Origin of the sequence: Nocardia sp. CA-129566 (assembly GCF_050956075.1) — a bacterium.
In the GTDB taxonomy this organism is placed as follows: domain Bacteria; phylum Actinomycetota; class Actinomycetes; order Mycobacteriales; family Mycobacteriaceae; genus Nocardia.
Genome location: NZ_CP192085.1, coordinates 4,540,967 through 4,554,895 on the forward strand (window position 1 = coordinate 4,540,967; position 13,929 = coordinate 4,554,895).

Below are 13,929 nucleotides of genomic sequence, written 5' to 3' on the forward strand. Positions count from 1 at the left end.
CGATGCTGCTCACCTTGAACGGGCGGATACAGACCCGCATACTCGCGCTCGGCATCCTGGGATTCCTTGTCGCGGTGATCATTACCCCGGTGCTGCCGACCGGCTCGCTATCACTGGGGCAGGCGTATCGCGTGACGTTGTCGGTGTTGCTCGCGACCGTGCTCGTAGGCGTGCTGTGGGAGTTGCTCTACCATTTCCTGCAGCAGTTCCGGTGGGAGAAGGATTGGCCGACACTGTTCGGCTTCTGGACGATCGTCAACGAGGCGGCGCTGATGTGGGTCCTCGTGCATGACACGACCATCGTGCTCCCGCGAGCGCTGCACCCCTCGCTGACTGCATTCCTCATCCAGTTCACCGTCACCTGGATCGTGTTCTGGCTCATTGTGAACGGGCCGATGCGAGCGGTGTTCCATCGGTGGCGGTTCCGGGGTGGTCGATTCCTGTGACCGATCCGCAGCTCGAGGTGCTGCCGGCTGGTACGCATCTGATCGCGAATGCCGACGGGGTAGTCGTGGTGGTCGCCCATCGCGCCGATATCACGGCAAGTGCCGAATCGCCGGCGGGCCGGACGATGACGGCGCTACTCGGGCTGGTGCGCAACGCCGGTGCCGAGGAGACACCACGCACCGGACGCATATTCGCACGCCTTGCCACCACATGGTTGATGAACCTGGACAACGAGGATCAGGTGGAGTTCGGGGTGATCACACCGAGTGCGGACGGGGTGGCGTTGTTTCTGCACGGCGGGGTGACGGCGGTGTTGGAGAGCTCGGATCGCTCGGAGGTGCTGCACGGCAAAGATGCCGGATTCACCGTGGATCGGGTCGTGATTCCGGCACCCGATATCGGGGTGGGGTTGTTCGTGGACGAGGACGGGACGAGCGAGCTACCGGGGCGCGGTATCGCCGGGCTCGATGCGGGGATCGTGCCGGGGGCCGGGGCGGTGCTCTGGTTCGGCTCGCCCGCGGCCGATCGTGCACCGGCGGCACCGAAGGCGAGCGGCGCACCTATTTCGCAGCCAGCGGAATCGGACGAGGCGGGCGACGGGGTGGGGGCGCCATCGGTCGTCCGGATGGGTCGACCGGTTGGGCTTCGGAAGGTTGTCGAGGTGAGCGAGGATGCTCGCCCCAGTTCGCAATCCTGGCCCGATCCGGAGTTCGATACCGATACGTTGGTGCCGAATGTGCCGATTCCGGTGCCGGTTCGCACGCGCGGGGTGGTTCCGGTGGTGATGCCCGATGGCGGCGGAGTCGTTGTGCGGGGATTCCTGTGTTCGCGACAGCATCTGAACGACCCGCGGGTGTCGTTCTGTGCGGTGTGCGGGATTCGGATGGATCAGTTGACCTGTGTGCTGACCGAGGGGATTCGCCCGCCGCTCGGGTTGCTGATGCTCGATGACGGGACATCGTTCGTGCTCGACAATGACATCGTGCTCGGGCGAGAACCCGAGCATGCCGCGGCGGTGCGGCGCGGCGCGCGACCGATTCGGCTACCGGACCAGTCGGGAGGAATGTCGCGGGCGCATGTGGAGATTCGGCTGGTCGAGTGGGAGGTGACCGCGATCGACCAGGGGTCGGCCAACGGCACTTACATCAGGATGCCCGGGCGTCCGGAGTGGATCCGGGCGATGCCGAACCACCCGACCACCTTGGTCGCGGGCTGCCAGATCCTGCTCGGCGGTCGCATCCTGACCTTCGACTCCCAGCACAGTCAGTTCTGATCCGTGCGCTGGCCGCGCTGGTAACGAACAATTCCCGACCAGGGGTTGCGGCCCGGTCGGCGTGGGTCGGGCTGGGGGAGGTAGGTGAAGGGGCGCAGGTACCAGGGGGCGCGGTGGAATTTGCGGGCGTGCACGAGCAGATGTTCGACCTCGCGGGGCTGCCAGCCGAGTTCCTCGAAGTAGGCGATGCCATTGCTCGGTTCGAATTTCAGTGGCGCGTTCACGAACATCGAACTGGCGCGCATGCGCCGCATCGCCACGGTGATGTCCATGACCCACCAGCTGATCTGCGGCCGGGTCAGGGCAGCGGCCATGGTGCGGACCGTTTCCTCGTCGAGATACATGAGCAAGCCTTCGGTGAGCACCAAAGCCTTTGTGGCGGGGGAGTTTTCGGGTCCCAGCGGGCCGAGCGCCGCGTCCAGGAAATTCGCCAGCGCGGCCGGATCGGCGAGGTCGACGCCGCGGCGGATCAGGGTGCAGTGCGGCTTCTCGTCCGCGAGGGCGGCTTCCTTCTCGGTGGTCAACGCGGGCAGATCGGCCTCCACCCAGACGAAATCGGCGGGCAGGTCCAGGCGGTAGGGGCGGGTGTCGAGTCCGGCCGCGAGATTGAGCACCCGGTCACAGCCCTCGCCGATGGCGGTCGCGATCAGGTCGTCGATGAGTTTGGTCCGGGTGACCACCGCCCACCCGCCGCGCATGATCCGCGGTGCGGCCGCGACGATGGCGTGGCCGCGCTCTCCGGCCAGCCGTTGCGCGAGTGGATCGCGGAACAGCGCATCCGCACGTGCCGTCTCGGTCGCCCGGTAGGCGGCCACCCACCGCGCGGTATCGGACACATTGGTGATCAACCCTTCCCCACCGGTCATGCGGGCCAGTCTGGCACAGTCGTGCGCCCTCGTCGGGCAGGGTCAGCCGTGGCAGTGCCCTCCGATGGAGCCGGACGGAGAATCGAGCCGTCTGGGAACACGATATTCACGGGCTCGTAACAGGGAAACATGCTGTTGAGCCGGTATTTGGGCCACAATCATCGCACCGGCGAATTTCCGCCGACAGCCTGCGCGATCAGTCGATCGCCAGTCGGGTGGAGTCCGGGTGTCGTGCCCCCCGGACTCCACCGCCCGCCCCTTCCCGCTGCCCAAGTTCGATCGATCGTTACGAGCGGTGAGCTCACTCGTAACGGGGAGAGGCGTACCCGTACATCGGCCGATACGAGCCCACGGCCGCACCCACTAGCGTCTGGCTGCGTGCGGGTCGGGTGGGCGTACGGGTTCGATGTTCGCGTTCAACGGAGAGGCGGGCGGAAAGGTGACGGGCAGTTCCGTCAGTGCCCGGTGGAAGGGCCCCGGCCGCCAGGTCGGCGTGCCGTCCCGTTTGTCGAGCCGGATCTCGGGCAGGGCATCGAGGAGTTGGTCGATGGCATCCTGAGCGATCAAATAGGCAAGGGACTGCGCGGGGCAGGCGTGTGGGCCGATGCCCCAAGCCAGGTGGGAGCGATTGCCGGTCAGGTCATCGGTGCGGATGGCGGGGTCGTTGTTGCAGGCGGCCATGCTGATGACGACCGGCTGATTGGCAGGCAGCCACACACCGTCGACGAGGATCGGCTGACGAGGGTAGGTGATCAGCAGGTTCGCCAGCGGCGGGTCATCGAACAACACCTCATCCAAGGCCTCTCGCGAGGACAGATTCCCGCCCAGGACACTGTCACCGAAACGATCGTCGGTGAGGATCAGCAGGAGAGTATTGACGATCAGGTTCAGTTCGAACTCGATGCCCGTGCCGTAGACCTGCGATACATGATGGGAGACCTCCACATCGTCCAGCGCGGCCGGATGCTGCTGCAGGACCGAGGTGATGTCGTTTCCGGGCTCCGTTCGTTTGAGGGTCACCAGATTCATCAGTGCCGCGCCGAGCATCTGGCTGCCTTTTTCGGCATCGACCCCCTCGAGCAATGCGGCCGTGCCGGCGGCGACCTGCTGCCCGATCTCCGGCGGGCAGCCCAGCATCGAATTGACGACTTCGAACACCAGTGGGTACACGTACTGGCTGATCAGCTCCGCGCGGCCCGCCTGGCAGAAGCTGTTGATGAGTGGGGTCGCGATCTCCTCCACGATGTCGTGCATGGCATAGAGATCCACGGCGTCGATGCTCGCGGTGATCGCCTGCCGATATCGCACGAAGTCGGTCCCGGTGCTTCTGCTGGCCATGGGACGCCACTCCAGCAGCGGGAGGATCGGACAGTCGGAGGGAACCGTCGTCTGCCACGCGCGCGGATCGGCAGGGAAGTGATCGGGATCGTTGAGGATTCGCACCGCGGCGCCGTAGCCGATCACCAGTGTGGCGGGCACGCCGGGCGCCAATTCGACCGGCGCCAAAGAGCCGTACTGCCTTCGCATTTCACGGTATACATGGTGCGGATCGGCGGCGAACTCCGGGGAGTGCAGCGGTATTCGGGGGCCGTCGGAAGCGATCGGCGAGCCGTGGATGACCGGGCACGTCTGCGGGCGCACCTGGGACTGCGTCGTACTCAAGAAGAAGACTCCAGACTGTTCGTATTGCAGGTTGCTGTGGCACTGCACTGCACTGTGCCGAGCCGCTGCCCCTGCCGACCTGGGTAGGAAGTACCGAACCCCGCCCGAGGGGACTAGACGCCGAGGGCTCCCAACGAATCGTGATCGTCGATCGCGGTGGTGATGCGCTTCAACAGCGTCAAACATGTTTCGGTCGATTGCATCTTGGGCTGATACGCCGCACGGCCGATCGTGAAAGCCCATGCCGCATAGGCGAACATGGATTGCTGCCGATACAGCAGCCAGGCGTCGTCGAACGACGGCACCTTGCCGCCGGCGTGTCCCAGCTCGTCCAGGTATGCCTCCAACAGTTCGCGGTCCCATGCACGACGGTCTTCGGGCTCACAGCCGGAATTGACGGCATAGGCGAAATCATGCACCCACCCGCCACGCATCACCACTTGCCAGTCCACATAACCCATTCGCCCGTCGCGAGTCAGGTAGGTTTGCCCGATGTGCGGGTCGCCGTGCAACAAGGTCGCGGGAACGTCGTTGGTCGCGATCGTGACCGCCCGCTCGACACCCGCCCACAACCGCTCGCTCTGCCCGTGCAAGGCATCGGGAACGACCTCTTCCGCCCGGCGCAGGCCTACCTCACAGCGCTTCTTCATATCGATCGCGGCGAGATAAGCGTCGAGCATGTAGGCCGGGGTGTTGAGGACAGCGATAGACGAGTCCTCCCAGAACGTGCCGTGCAACCGGGCGAGATTGCGGATCAGATCTTCCATCTGGTCACGTGCGATGGGAGCAGTCGGCTCGCTGAACACGGCACCGCGCGTCGCGACGATATCCTCCATCAGCGCGATCGACCGCCACGACGACGGATCGGAGGCGCCCCAATAGCCGATCGGGGCCTCCATCTCGACCCGCGGGCGGAAGTCGCGGAAGAAGCGGGTTTCCCCTTCGATCATCTTTCCGCCGCCGAGCAGTATGCGCTGGCTGAAGGCGGTAGTCGTCTTTGCGAACAGTTCCGTGGGCAGTCCCGCCTTGATGCCCGCGTCGTTGTACTCGACTCGGATCGCGACCCGAGTGGACGTGCCGCGGCTGCCGTTGGACGTGTCGAACGACAGCACCTCGGCATCGGCAACATCACGACATAGGACAGCCGTCAGCCACTCAGGAGTGACCTCTTCGCCGGAAACCGGGACATCGTCGACGGACCGCGCCTTCGGTCGGGTGATCTTCTCGCCCAGCAGATGAGCACCGACCGTGGCGGATCGCCCGAGCAACCAGAGCTTGTGGTTCATGCGCTTGCCTCGATTCCGGAGTACGACAACACTGTCCCGAGCAGCCGGGCCCGCAGACACTACCCCATACTTTCGGAAGACGTTGTACGACAACGACGTTGCCCAAGGCTCCCGCTCGTCGGCGCTGGCTTGTGCATACACCCGTAGCGTCAACACCGTCCGGGGTGGTGGGTATGTCGCGGTTGGCATGCGTTCATCGTGCAATGACCGGTGCCCGAGCACCGGCCACAGCTGGTGAACCTGCCGGATCAACGGGTGTAGCGCGTCGACCGCGCGGCCCGCGAGTACAAGGGCTAACCGACATGGAAGGCGTGCGGGCCGACCTCGGCGGGGTCGAGGATGTGGGCGAGGAACAGTCGCGTTGTCGGGGTGGGGGTGCGGGTGGTGATGGCGTGCCAGGGGCGGTCCATCGGAGTGCCGTCCACCGGGAGTACCTGCAACAGACCGGATTCCAAGTCCTGGGTGAGGGCGTCACTGTGGATGAGGGTGACGCCCAGACCTTCGCGGGCGGCGGCGAGGACAGCGCCGTGGCTGCCCAGAGTCAGGGTGGGCGGGGCGATTTCGAGGCGGTCTATGAGGCTGAGTGTGGCGTCGCGGGTGCCGGATCCGCGCCCGCGCAGCAGCCAGGTGCTGCGCAGCGGGTCCGGGCAGCCGGGGGCGCCGACGACGACGAGCTGACTGGGGCGGCGGGCCCGGATGACCAATCCGGTGTCGCGGGGTGGGCGGCCCGCGATGACGAGATCGGTTTCATGGTGGTGCAATTCGAGGAACAGCACGTCGCGTGGGTGCACGGACAGGCTGAGTTCGATATCCGGATAGCGATTGCGAAAGGATGCGAGCAGCCGTAGCAGCACGTATTCGCCCGCGGTGGCGACGACGCCGATCCGGAGCTTGCCGGTTTCGGCGCGCCGAACGGCCGCAGTGGCCTCCTTCATCAGGCCGAGGATGGTGCGGCAGTATTCGGAGTAGATGCGTCCCGCCTCGGTGAGCGCGATTCCACGTCCGGACTTCGCGATGAGCTTCGCGCCGAGCTGCTTTTCGATATGGGCGACGGCCGCGGACACCGCGGCCTCGGTGATGTGCAGCTGGGTGGCCGCGCGGCGGATGCTGCCCTGCCGGGCCACGGCCAGGAATGTTTCCATCCGAGCCGCACTCACCATACCCACAATTCGACGGTATCAAACCCTATGAATCCGTTGAGTATTCCGAGAAACAATCAAATTGTTTGTCGTTAACACCGCGGTCATCCTTGAACTCATCAGGCGTTCACCCGAAGCGGAGGAATGATGACCGAGGTAACCGAACCGAACCGCTGGGATCCGGGTGTGCACTCCTACGCTTCGATGGGCTACTACGCGCCGGACTATGTCCCCAAAGATACCGACGTCCTGGCCGTCTTCCGGGTCACCCCGCAAAAGGGCGTCGACCCGATCGAGGCCGCGGCCGCCGTGGCTGGTGAATCCTCAACGGCCACGTGGACTGTCGTGTGGACCGACCGTCTCACGGCGCACGATCGCTACCAGGCCAAGTGCTATCGCATCGACGAGGTGCCCGGCCGTCAAGGCGAGTACTTCGCCTACATCGCCTACGATCTCGACCTGTTCGAGGAGGGTTCGATCACCAACCTCACCTCCTCGATCATCGGCAATGTCTTCGGATTCAAACCGCTGCTGGCATTGCGCCTCGAGGATATGCGGATTCCGGTGGCCTACGTCAAGACCTTCCAGGGCCCGCCGCACGGCACCGTCATGGAGCGCGAGTATCTGAACAAATACGGCAGGCCACTGCTCGGTGCCACGGTGAAGCCGAAACTCGGTCTGTCCGCGCGCAATTACGGGCGGGTGATCTACGAGGCGTGCAAGGGCGGCCTGGACTTCACCAAGGACGATGAGAACATCAACTCTCAGCCGTTCATGCGCTGGCGCGACCGGTACCTGTTCGCCATGGAGGGCGTCAACCGCGCGGTGGCCGAAACCGGGGAGATCAAGGGCCATTACCTCAACGTCACCGCGGCGACGATGGAGCAGATGTACGAGCGCGCCGAGTTCGCCAAGGAACTGGGCAGCATCGTGATCATGATGGACCTCACCGTGGGATTCACTGCCATGCAGTCGATGTCGCACTGGGCACGGCGCAACGGTGTGCTGCTGCACCTGCATCGGGCCGGGCACTCCACCTACACCCGGCAGAAGACCCACGGCGTGAGCTTCCGAGTGCTGGCGAAGTGGTGCAGGCTGATCGGGGTCGATCATGTGCACGCGGGCACCGTGGTCGGCAAGCTGGAGGGTGATCCGGCGACGACCAAGGGCTTCTACGACACGTTGCGAGAGAACCACATTCCGACCAACCCGGGCAACGGCATCTTCTTCGATCAGGAGTGGGCGAGTCTGGGTGGGGTCATGCCGGTCGCATCCGGCGGTATCCACGCCGGGCAGATGCACCAGCTGCTCGACCTTTTCGGCGATGACGTGGTGTTGCAGTTCGGCGGCGGCACCATCGGGCATCCGCTGGGCATCGCCGCGGGCGCAGAGGCCAATCGGGTGGCATTGGAGGCGGTTGTCAAGGCCCGCAACGAGGGTCGCGACCTGCTGAAGGAAGGTCCGGAGGTGCTGCGCAAGGCGGCCGAGATCTGCCGCCCACTCGATGTCGCGCTCTCCACCTGGGGCGATGTCACCTTCGACTACACCTCCACCGACGCACCGGATGCCGTGCCGACGGCCAGCCGCTGAACGACAGGACCTTCCCATGTATCTGCGTCACGGAACCTTCTCCTACCTGCCCGAGTTCACCGATGCCGAAATCGCGGCCCAGGTGCGCTACGCATTGCTGAACAACTGGCCGGTGTCCATCGAGTACACCGATGATCCGCACCCCCGCAATGCCTACTGGGAGATGTGGGGGCTGCCGCTGTTCGATCTCGACGAGCCCGATGGCGTGCTCGCCGAGATCGACGCCTGTCGCAATACCTTTCCGCGGCACTACATTCGGGTCCTCGCCTACGATGCCCGCTACGGCAGGCAGACCACCGCATTGAGCTTTCTGGTGCAGCGCCCCGCCGATGAACCCGGCTTCCTGCTGACCCGCACCGAGGGCCCGGACCGGCGGCAGATCTACGGACTGCGCCCGTATGCCACCGACGAACGGCCGGGTACCCGCTATGGCGGCTGAAAGGTCGAGCGCGGCAAGCGGTTTCCGATTGCACCGACCCGGCGTCGACGACGGAAGGCCGGTGCGGGCGGTACCCGCGGATGCCCCACCGGAGGGCGAGGTGCTGGCCGAGGACGCCGTGCTGGATCTGACCACCGATATCGCGGGCAGTGATGTCGAAGACGTATTGACCAGGCTCGACGCCGAACTGGTCGGATTGGCGAATGTGAAGCGCCGGGTGCGCGAGATCGCGGCGCTGCTGCTCATCGATCGGGCCCGGGAGCGGTTCGGCCTGCAGGCCTCCCGGCCGACGATGCACATGAGCTTCACCGGCGGCCCCGGCACCGGTAAGACCACTGTCGCGTTGCGGATGGCGCAGATGCTGCACGCGCTCGGATACATCCGCAAACCCAAGGTGCACACGGTGACTCGCGATGATCTGGTCGGCCAGTTCATCGGGCACACCGCACCCAAGACCAAGGAAGCCCTCGCCAAGGCGGCCGGGGGAGTGCTGTTCATCGATGAGGCGTACTACCTGTTCCGCCCGGAGAACGAACGCGATTACGGCCAGGAAGTCATCGAAATCCTGCTGCAGGAAATGGAAAGCGAACGGACCAGCCTGGTTGTGATCTTCGCGGGCTATCCGGATCGGATGGAGAAATTCTTCTCGGCCAACCCGGGACTGTCCTCGCGGGTGGCCCATCATCTGGAATTCAGTGACTACACCCACGACGAACTCGTCCGCATCGCCGAACTCATGGTGGCGCGCGACAACTTCCGCTTCGACGACACCGGATCCGCCGCCTTCGGTGAATATCTCGCACTGCGGATGAGCAGACCCCGATTCTCCAATGCGCGCAGCGTACGCAATGCCCTGGACCGCTGCCGGTTACGGCAGGCCAAGCGGCTGGTGGAGCTGCGGCGACCGCTCACCAAGACCGATCTGATCACGCTGACCGACCGGGATGTCTACGGCAGCAGTGTGTTCGGCGGCGCGAACGACGAACCCGGCGGCGGTAGCTTGCGTGAGCACGCAGGGCCCCGCGAGTGCCGCCGATCCGACCGGGCAGAACAGCAGCCGGATGGGCCGACCGCCAGGGCGCCCGCGTGACGAGATCGAGAACCCATGCCAGAAGGACTGAAGACCCTCACCCGATACACGATCGAGGAGGAACACCGGCATCCCGGATCGTCCGGTGAATTCTCCGCTCTGGTGAATGTCGTCGCGACCGCGACGAAGATCATCGCCAACCAGGTGACCAGGGGAGCCATCGTCGGCTCCCTCGGCGCCGCCGAGCCGGACAATCTGCCGCCGACAGTGCACCGCAAGCTCGACGCCATCGCCAATGACATCATGGTGGCCGAGACCCAATGGACGGGGCATCTGTCGGCGCTGTTGTCCGAGCAGATGACCGATGTCCATCCGGTGCCCGACACACACCGGCGCGGCAAATATCTGCTTGCCTTCGATCCGTTGGACGGATCTTCCAATATCGATGTAAACCTGCCTGTCGGAACGATTTTCAGCATATTGCGGGCCTCGGACGGCGGCCCGCCCAGTGCCGATGACTTCCTGCAACCGGGGGTGCGCCAGGTCTGTGCCGGATTCACCCTGTACGGACCGGCGACCATGCTGGTGCTCACCACCGGCAGCGGCGTCGACGGATTCACCCTCGATCGGGAGATCGGGGCGTTCGTGCTGACCCATCCGCGAATGCGAATTCCGGAGGACACTTCGGGTTTCGCGATCAATGCGGCCAATGAGCGGTTCTGGGAGCGGCCGGTGCGCCGGTATGTGCACGAATGCCTCGACGGTGTGGACGGTCCGCGCGGGCGGGATTTCAATATGCGCTGGGTCGCGTCGCTGGTCGCGGATACCTTCCACATTCTGACCCGTGGCGGGGTGTATCTGTACCCGTACGACACCCGGCGGCCGGGGCGGGTCTCGCTGCTGTACGGCGCAAATCCGATCGCCTACATCGTCGAACAGGCGGGGGGATGGGCGACCACGGGCGGCGATCGGGTGCTCGAGGTGCCGCCGGAGCAGGTGCACCAGCAGGTGCCGCTGATCTTCGGTTCGCGCAATGAGGTCGAGCGGATCGAGCGCTATCACCGCGAGCCCGAGGAAGGGCCCAGTTTCGACAGCTCACTGTTCGGTTCCCGGTCGCTGTTCCGTCCGGCCGGGCGCTGAATGCCCCACACATTGAACATTGTCCGGCAATCGAGGAGGCGCCATGTCGGTCAAACATCCCGTCGTCGCCATCACCGGATCATCCGGTGCGGGAACGACCAGTGTCACGCGGACCTTCCAGGAGATATTCCGACGTGAAGGTATCAGTGCGGTCGTGGTGGAAGGCGATTCGTTCCACCGCTACGACCGCAACGAGATGAAACTTGCGATGGCCGAGGCGGAACAGAACCACAACCGGACCTTCTCGCATTTCGGCGAGGAGGCGAATCTGCTCAAAGAGCTCGAGACACTGTTCCGCGATTACGGTGAGACCGGCGTCGGCTCGGTGCGCAAATACCTCCACGACGAGTTCGAGGCCAAACCCTATGGGCAACCCGCTGGCACGTTCACGCCTTGGGAGGACCTGACCCCCGGCAGTGATCTGCTGTTCTACGAGGGCCTGCACGGCGCCGCGGTGACCGATACGGTGAATGTCGCGCAATACGCGGATCTGCTGGTCGGGGTGGTGCCGATCGTCAATCTCGAATGGACCCAGAAGGTGATCCGCGACAAGACCGAACGCGGCTATTCCAGTGAAGCCGTGATCGATACGATCCTGCGCCGCATGCCCGACTACGTGAAATACATCTGCCCCCAGTTCTCCCACACCTATGTCAACTTCCAGCGCGTCCCCACCGTGGACACCTCCAATCCCTTCATCGCCCGCACCATCCCTACCGCCGATGAAAGTTTCGTCGTCATCCGGTTCGCCGATCCCAAGGTGATCGACTTTCCCTACCTGCTGTCGATGCTGCACGACTCCTTCATGTCCCGCCCCAATTGCATAGTCGTCCCCGGCGGCAAGATGGAACTGGCCATGCAGCTCATCTTCACCCCCCTTATCCTGCGCCTGATGGACAAGCGCCCCAAGCGTTTTCGCTGATGGGCTGCTGACGGTTCGGGGTGCCGATGGGCAGGAATCGGAGTATCCGGGTCGAGGCGGGGAGAGCCGTGCCCGGAGGCGGGTAGGTGCCCGAATGCATGGCGAGCGAACCCGGGGTCGCGGGCGTGCGGCGGTTCGACGTAAAGTGTCGTAAGTTAATCGCCGTTCGTGCGCGCGATCACAGAAGCAGCAAGGAGCCGTCATGACATCGGCAGTCATCGTCGACGTTGTCCGCACACCCTCCGCTAAGGGGAAACCCGGTGGTGGACTTTCGGATGTGCACCCGGCGACGCTGTTGGCCGGGGTGCTGGAGACGCTGCTCGAGCGCACCGGCATCGATCCCGCACTCGTCGACGATGTGATCGGTGGTTGCGTCACGCAGAGCGGCGAGCAAGCATTCAATATTTCGCGCACGGCGGTGCTGGCCGCCGGGTTCCCGGAGTCGGTGCCCGCGACCACCGTCGACCGGCAGTGCGGATCCAGCCAGCAGGCCGCGCATTTCGCGGCGCAGGGCGTGATCGCCGGGGCCTATGACATCGCGATCGCCTGTGGCGTGGAGTCGATGAGCCGGGTGCCGATGTTCTCCAATGCCCAGGGCAAGGACGCCAACCGCGGCCCGCTGGCCCACCGCTTCCCGGAAGGCCTGATCGGACAGGGTATTGCGGCGGAGATCATCACCCAGCGCTGGAAGCTGGACCGGGAGACTCTCGACGCCTTCGCCGCCCGCTCGCACCGGCTCGCCGCCGAAACCGCCGCGGCCGGTGGCTTCGACAATGAGCTCATCCCCGCGGGCACCCTGACCGCCGATGAGACCATCCGCCCGGCCACCACCGCCGAAGGGCTGGCCGGTCTGCGCCCCGCCTTCGCCGATGACGAATTCAAGGCGCGCTTCCCCGAGATCGAATGGTCGATCACCCCCGGCAACTCCTCACCCCTCACCGATGGCGCCTCCGCCGCGCTGATCATGAGCGAAGACAAGGCCAACGCCCTCGGGCTGCGCCCGCGTGCCCGTTTCCACTCCTTCGCGGTCACCGGCGACGACCCGCTGCTCATGCTCACCGCGGTCATCCCCGCCACCCGCAAGGCGCTCGCCAAGGCCGGTCTCACCATCGACCAGATCGACACCTACGAAGTGAACGAGGCCTTCGCCCCCGTCCCGCTGGTCTGGCAGCACGACCTCGACGCCGACCCCGCCAAACTCAACCCCCGCGGCGGCGCCATCGCCCTGGGCCATCCGCTCGGCGCCTCCGGTACCCGCATTCTGTCGACCATGGTCAACCATCTCGAACAGTCCGGCGGCCGCTATGGGCTGATGACCATGTGCGAAGCGGGCGGCCTGGCCAACGCCACCATTATCGAGCGACTGTAGATTCCGTTGCGCCGCTGATGATTACAGCTCGCCCTGTTCACGGCGCCGATCCAGATCGCGCTGACGCTCTTCCTCCTGGCGGCGGGCCTCGCGGCGTTGGGATTCGGCGCGTTCGCGCAGGCCGCGGAGGAAGGCTTCGTCATCGTCCGGATTCTGCGGGACGTAGCGGCCGGGGCGGTCGTATTCGGAGTAGCGGGTGGTCGAGCGCGGGCGAGCCTCGTACAGTGGGCGGCCCGCGAACAACCACAGCAGCGCGCCCACGGTCGGTACCAGGATGACGATGATGAGCCAGCCCATTTTCGGGAGGTGACGGATGCCCGCGTCCGGGCAGGTGACGATGTCGACCAGACAGTAGACCCACAGGGCCAGGGTGATCAGGCCGAGTATCGCGTAGGGCATCGGAACTCCTCGGGTTCGCGGCATGGCTGAGGGCCTGTTCTTCCGCGGTTTTCGAAGTTCGATGCTCACCCCCCGCCGAACCGGCCCGCATGGAGAATACACGGTGCGGGCGGTGGCGTCCGGTCCTGTTGGGGGCCTGCCGGGATACGAAGCGAAAGGGGCAATGCCCGTAACGCTGCCGGTCAGCGCTGCGGAAGGTCTGGCTCGGTGCCGTGGGTTGCTGATTAGGGCTGTCAGGCGTCGTTGTCGGCGAAGGGCGGTATACGGGGCCAGCCGGGATACGGGCCAAACCTGCTGTGGCGTGTTGTAGTGCCTGGCCAGTGAGCTGAATGTCGGTGACCGCGTCATGCGGTGGGCGCTTCAGTGA

The 13,929-nt window shown here is 65.1% G+C and carries 13 protein-coding genes; 8 read left to right on the plus strand and 5 right to left on the minus strand.

The genetic code is table 11. From position 1 onward, the window contains the following. Positions 1-2 precede the first annotated feature (2 nt). Both ACQP0C_RS19420 and ACQP0C_RS19425 read left to right on the plus strand, forming a co-directional pair. A complete protein-coding gene (locus ACQP0C_RS19420) occupies positions 3-446 on the plus strand; it encodes a hypothetical protein (protein ID WP_433734291.1) in 444 nt (147 codons plus the stop codon). Continuing rightward, positions 443-1,720 (plus strand): FHA domain-containing protein, encoded by a 1,278-nt coding sequence (locus tag ACQP0C_RS19425; RefSeq protein WP_433734292.1) that lies wholly within the window; start codon positions 443-445, stop codon positions 1,718-1,720. Before ACQP0C_RS19420 ends, ACQP0C_RS19425 begins: the two co-directional genes overlap by 4 nt. Here ACQP0C_RS19425 and ACQP0C_RS19430 read toward each other — a convergent pair. The 4 genes from ACQP0C_RS19430 to ACQP0C_RS19445 all read right to left on the minus strand — a co-directional run bounded on the left by ACQP0C_RS19430 (position 1,711) and on the right by ACQP0C_RS19445 (position 6,694). Further along, positions 1,711-2,586 (minus strand): class I SAM-dependent methyltransferase, encoded by an 876-nt coding sequence (locus ACQP0C_RS19430; RefSeq protein WP_433734293.1) that lies wholly within the window; start codon positions 2,584-2,586, stop codon positions 1,711-1,713. The two genes, ACQP0C_RS19425 and ACQP0C_RS19430, sit on opposite strands and share 10 nt — an antisense overlap. Before the next feature lie 363 nt (positions 2,587-2,949). Continuing rightward, complete coding sequence (locus ACQP0C_RS19435; protein WP_433734294.1) at positions 2,950-4,248, minus strand: cytochrome P450; 1,299 nt, start codon at positions 4,246-4,248, stop codon at positions 2,950-2,952. 113 nt (positions 4,249-4,361) lie between these two features. Further along, positions 4,362-5,534 (minus strand): aminoglycoside phosphotransferase family protein, encoded by a 1,173-nt coding sequence (locus ACQP0C_RS19440; protein WP_433734295.1) that lies wholly within the window; start codon positions 5,532-5,534, stop codon positions 4,362-4,364. Between the two features lie 293 nt (positions 5,535-5,827). Beyond that, positions 5,828-6,694, minus strand: a complete 867-nt coding sequence (locus ACQP0C_RS19445; RefSeq protein ID WP_433685038.1) for a LysR family transcriptional regulator — start codon at positions 6,692-6,694, stop codon at positions 5,828-5,830. A gap of 126 nt (positions 6,695-6,820) precedes the next feature. Between ACQP0C_RS19445 and ACQP0C_RS19450 the strand changes: the two genes are divergently transcribed. The 6 genes from ACQP0C_RS19450 to ACQP0C_RS19475 all read left to right on the plus strand — a co-directional run bounded on the left by ACQP0C_RS19450 (position 6,821) and on the right by ACQP0C_RS19475 (position 13,163). Continuing rightward, positions 6,821-8,263, plus strand: a complete 1,443-nt coding sequence (locus ACQP0C_RS19450) for a form I ribulose bisphosphate carboxylase large subunit (protein WP_433734296.1) — start codon at positions 6,821-6,823, stop codon at positions 8,261-8,263. A 16-nt stretch (positions 8,264-8,279) separates the two neighbouring features. Next, positions 8,280-8,702 carry a ribulose bisphosphate carboxylase small subunit gene (locus ACQP0C_RS19455; protein ID WP_433734297.1) on the plus strand — a complete coding sequence of 141 codons (423 nt, stop codon included), beginning with the start codon at positions 8,280-8,282 and terminating at the stop codon, positions 8,700-8,702. Between the two features lie 61 nt (positions 8,703-8,763). After that, the gene (locus ACQP0C_RS19460; protein WP_433734298.1) at positions 8,764-9,792 is read left to right on the plus strand and encodes an AAA family ATPase; all 1,029 of its coding nucleotides are present in this window, start codon (positions 8,764-8,766) and stop codon (positions 9,790-9,792) included. Positions 9,793-9,807: 15 nt separating this feature from the next. After that, complete coding sequence (locus ACQP0C_RS19465; protein ID WP_354956715.1) at positions 9,808-10,872, plus strand: class 1 fructose-bisphosphatase; 1,065 nt, start codon at positions 9,808-9,810, stop codon at positions 10,870-10,872. Between the two features lie 43 nt (positions 10,873-10,915). Next, positions 10,916-11,794, plus strand: a complete 879-nt coding sequence (locus ACQP0C_RS19470) for a phosphoribulokinase (RefSeq protein ID WP_433685042.1) — start codon at positions 10,916-10,918, stop codon at positions 11,792-11,794. 202 nt (positions 11,795-11,996) lie between these two features. Further along, complete coding sequence (locus tag ACQP0C_RS19475; protein ID WP_433734299.1) at positions 11,997-13,163, plus strand: thiolase family protein; 1,167 nt, start codon at positions 11,997-11,999, stop codon at positions 13,161-13,163. Between the two features lie 21 nt (positions 13,164-13,184). Here the strand turns inward: ACQP0C_RS19475 and ACQP0C_RS19480 are convergent, their stop codons facing one another. After that, complete coding sequence (locus ACQP0C_RS19480; RefSeq protein WP_433734300.1) at positions 13,185-13,562, minus strand: PLD nuclease N-terminal domain-containing protein; 378 nt, start codon at positions 13,560-13,562, stop codon at positions 13,185-13,187. Positions 13,563-13,929 lie beyond the last annotated feature (367 nt).

Coding starts and splice junctions, on each gene's coding strand:
- ACQP0C_RS19440 (WP_433734295.1), bottom strand. CDS start 5,534: ATGAACCACAAGCTCTGGTTGCTCGGGCGATCCGCCACGGTCGGTGCT.
- ACQP0C_RS19465 (WP_354956715.1), top strand. CDS start 9,808: ATGCCAGAAGGACTGAAGACCCTCACCCGATACACGATCGAGGAGGAA.
- ACQP0C_RS19470 (WP_433685042.1), top strand. CDS start 10,916: ATGTCGGTCAAACATCCCGTCGTCGCCATCACCGGATCATCCGGTGCG.
- ACQP0C_RS19430 (WP_433734293.1), bottom strand. CDS start 2,586: ATGACCGGTGGGGAAGGGTTGATCACCAATGTGTCCGATACCGCGCGG.
- ACQP0C_RS19475 (WP_433734299.1), top strand. CDS start 11,997: ATGACATCGGCAGTCATCGTCGACGTTGTCCGCACACCCTCCGCTAAG.
- ACQP0C_RS19455 (WP_433734297.1), top strand. CDS start 8,280: ATGTATCTGCGTCACGGAACCTTCTCCTACCTGCCCGAGTTCACCGAT.
- ACQP0C_RS19445 (WP_433685038.1), bottom strand. CDS start 6,694: ATGGTGAGTGCGGCTCGGATGGAAACATTCCTGGCCGTGGCCCGGCAG.
- ACQP0C_RS19420 (WP_433734291.1), top strand. CDS start 3: ATGCTGCTCACCTTGAACGGGCGGATACAGACCCGCATACTCGCGCTC.
- ACQP0C_RS19480 (WP_433734300.1), bottom strand. CDS start 13,562: ATGCCCTACGCGATACTCGGCCTGATCACCCTGGCCCTGTGGGTCTAC.
- ACQP0C_RS19450 (WP_433734296.1), top strand. CDS start 6,821: ATGACCGAGGTAACCGAACCGAACCGCTGGGATCCGGGTGTGCACTCC.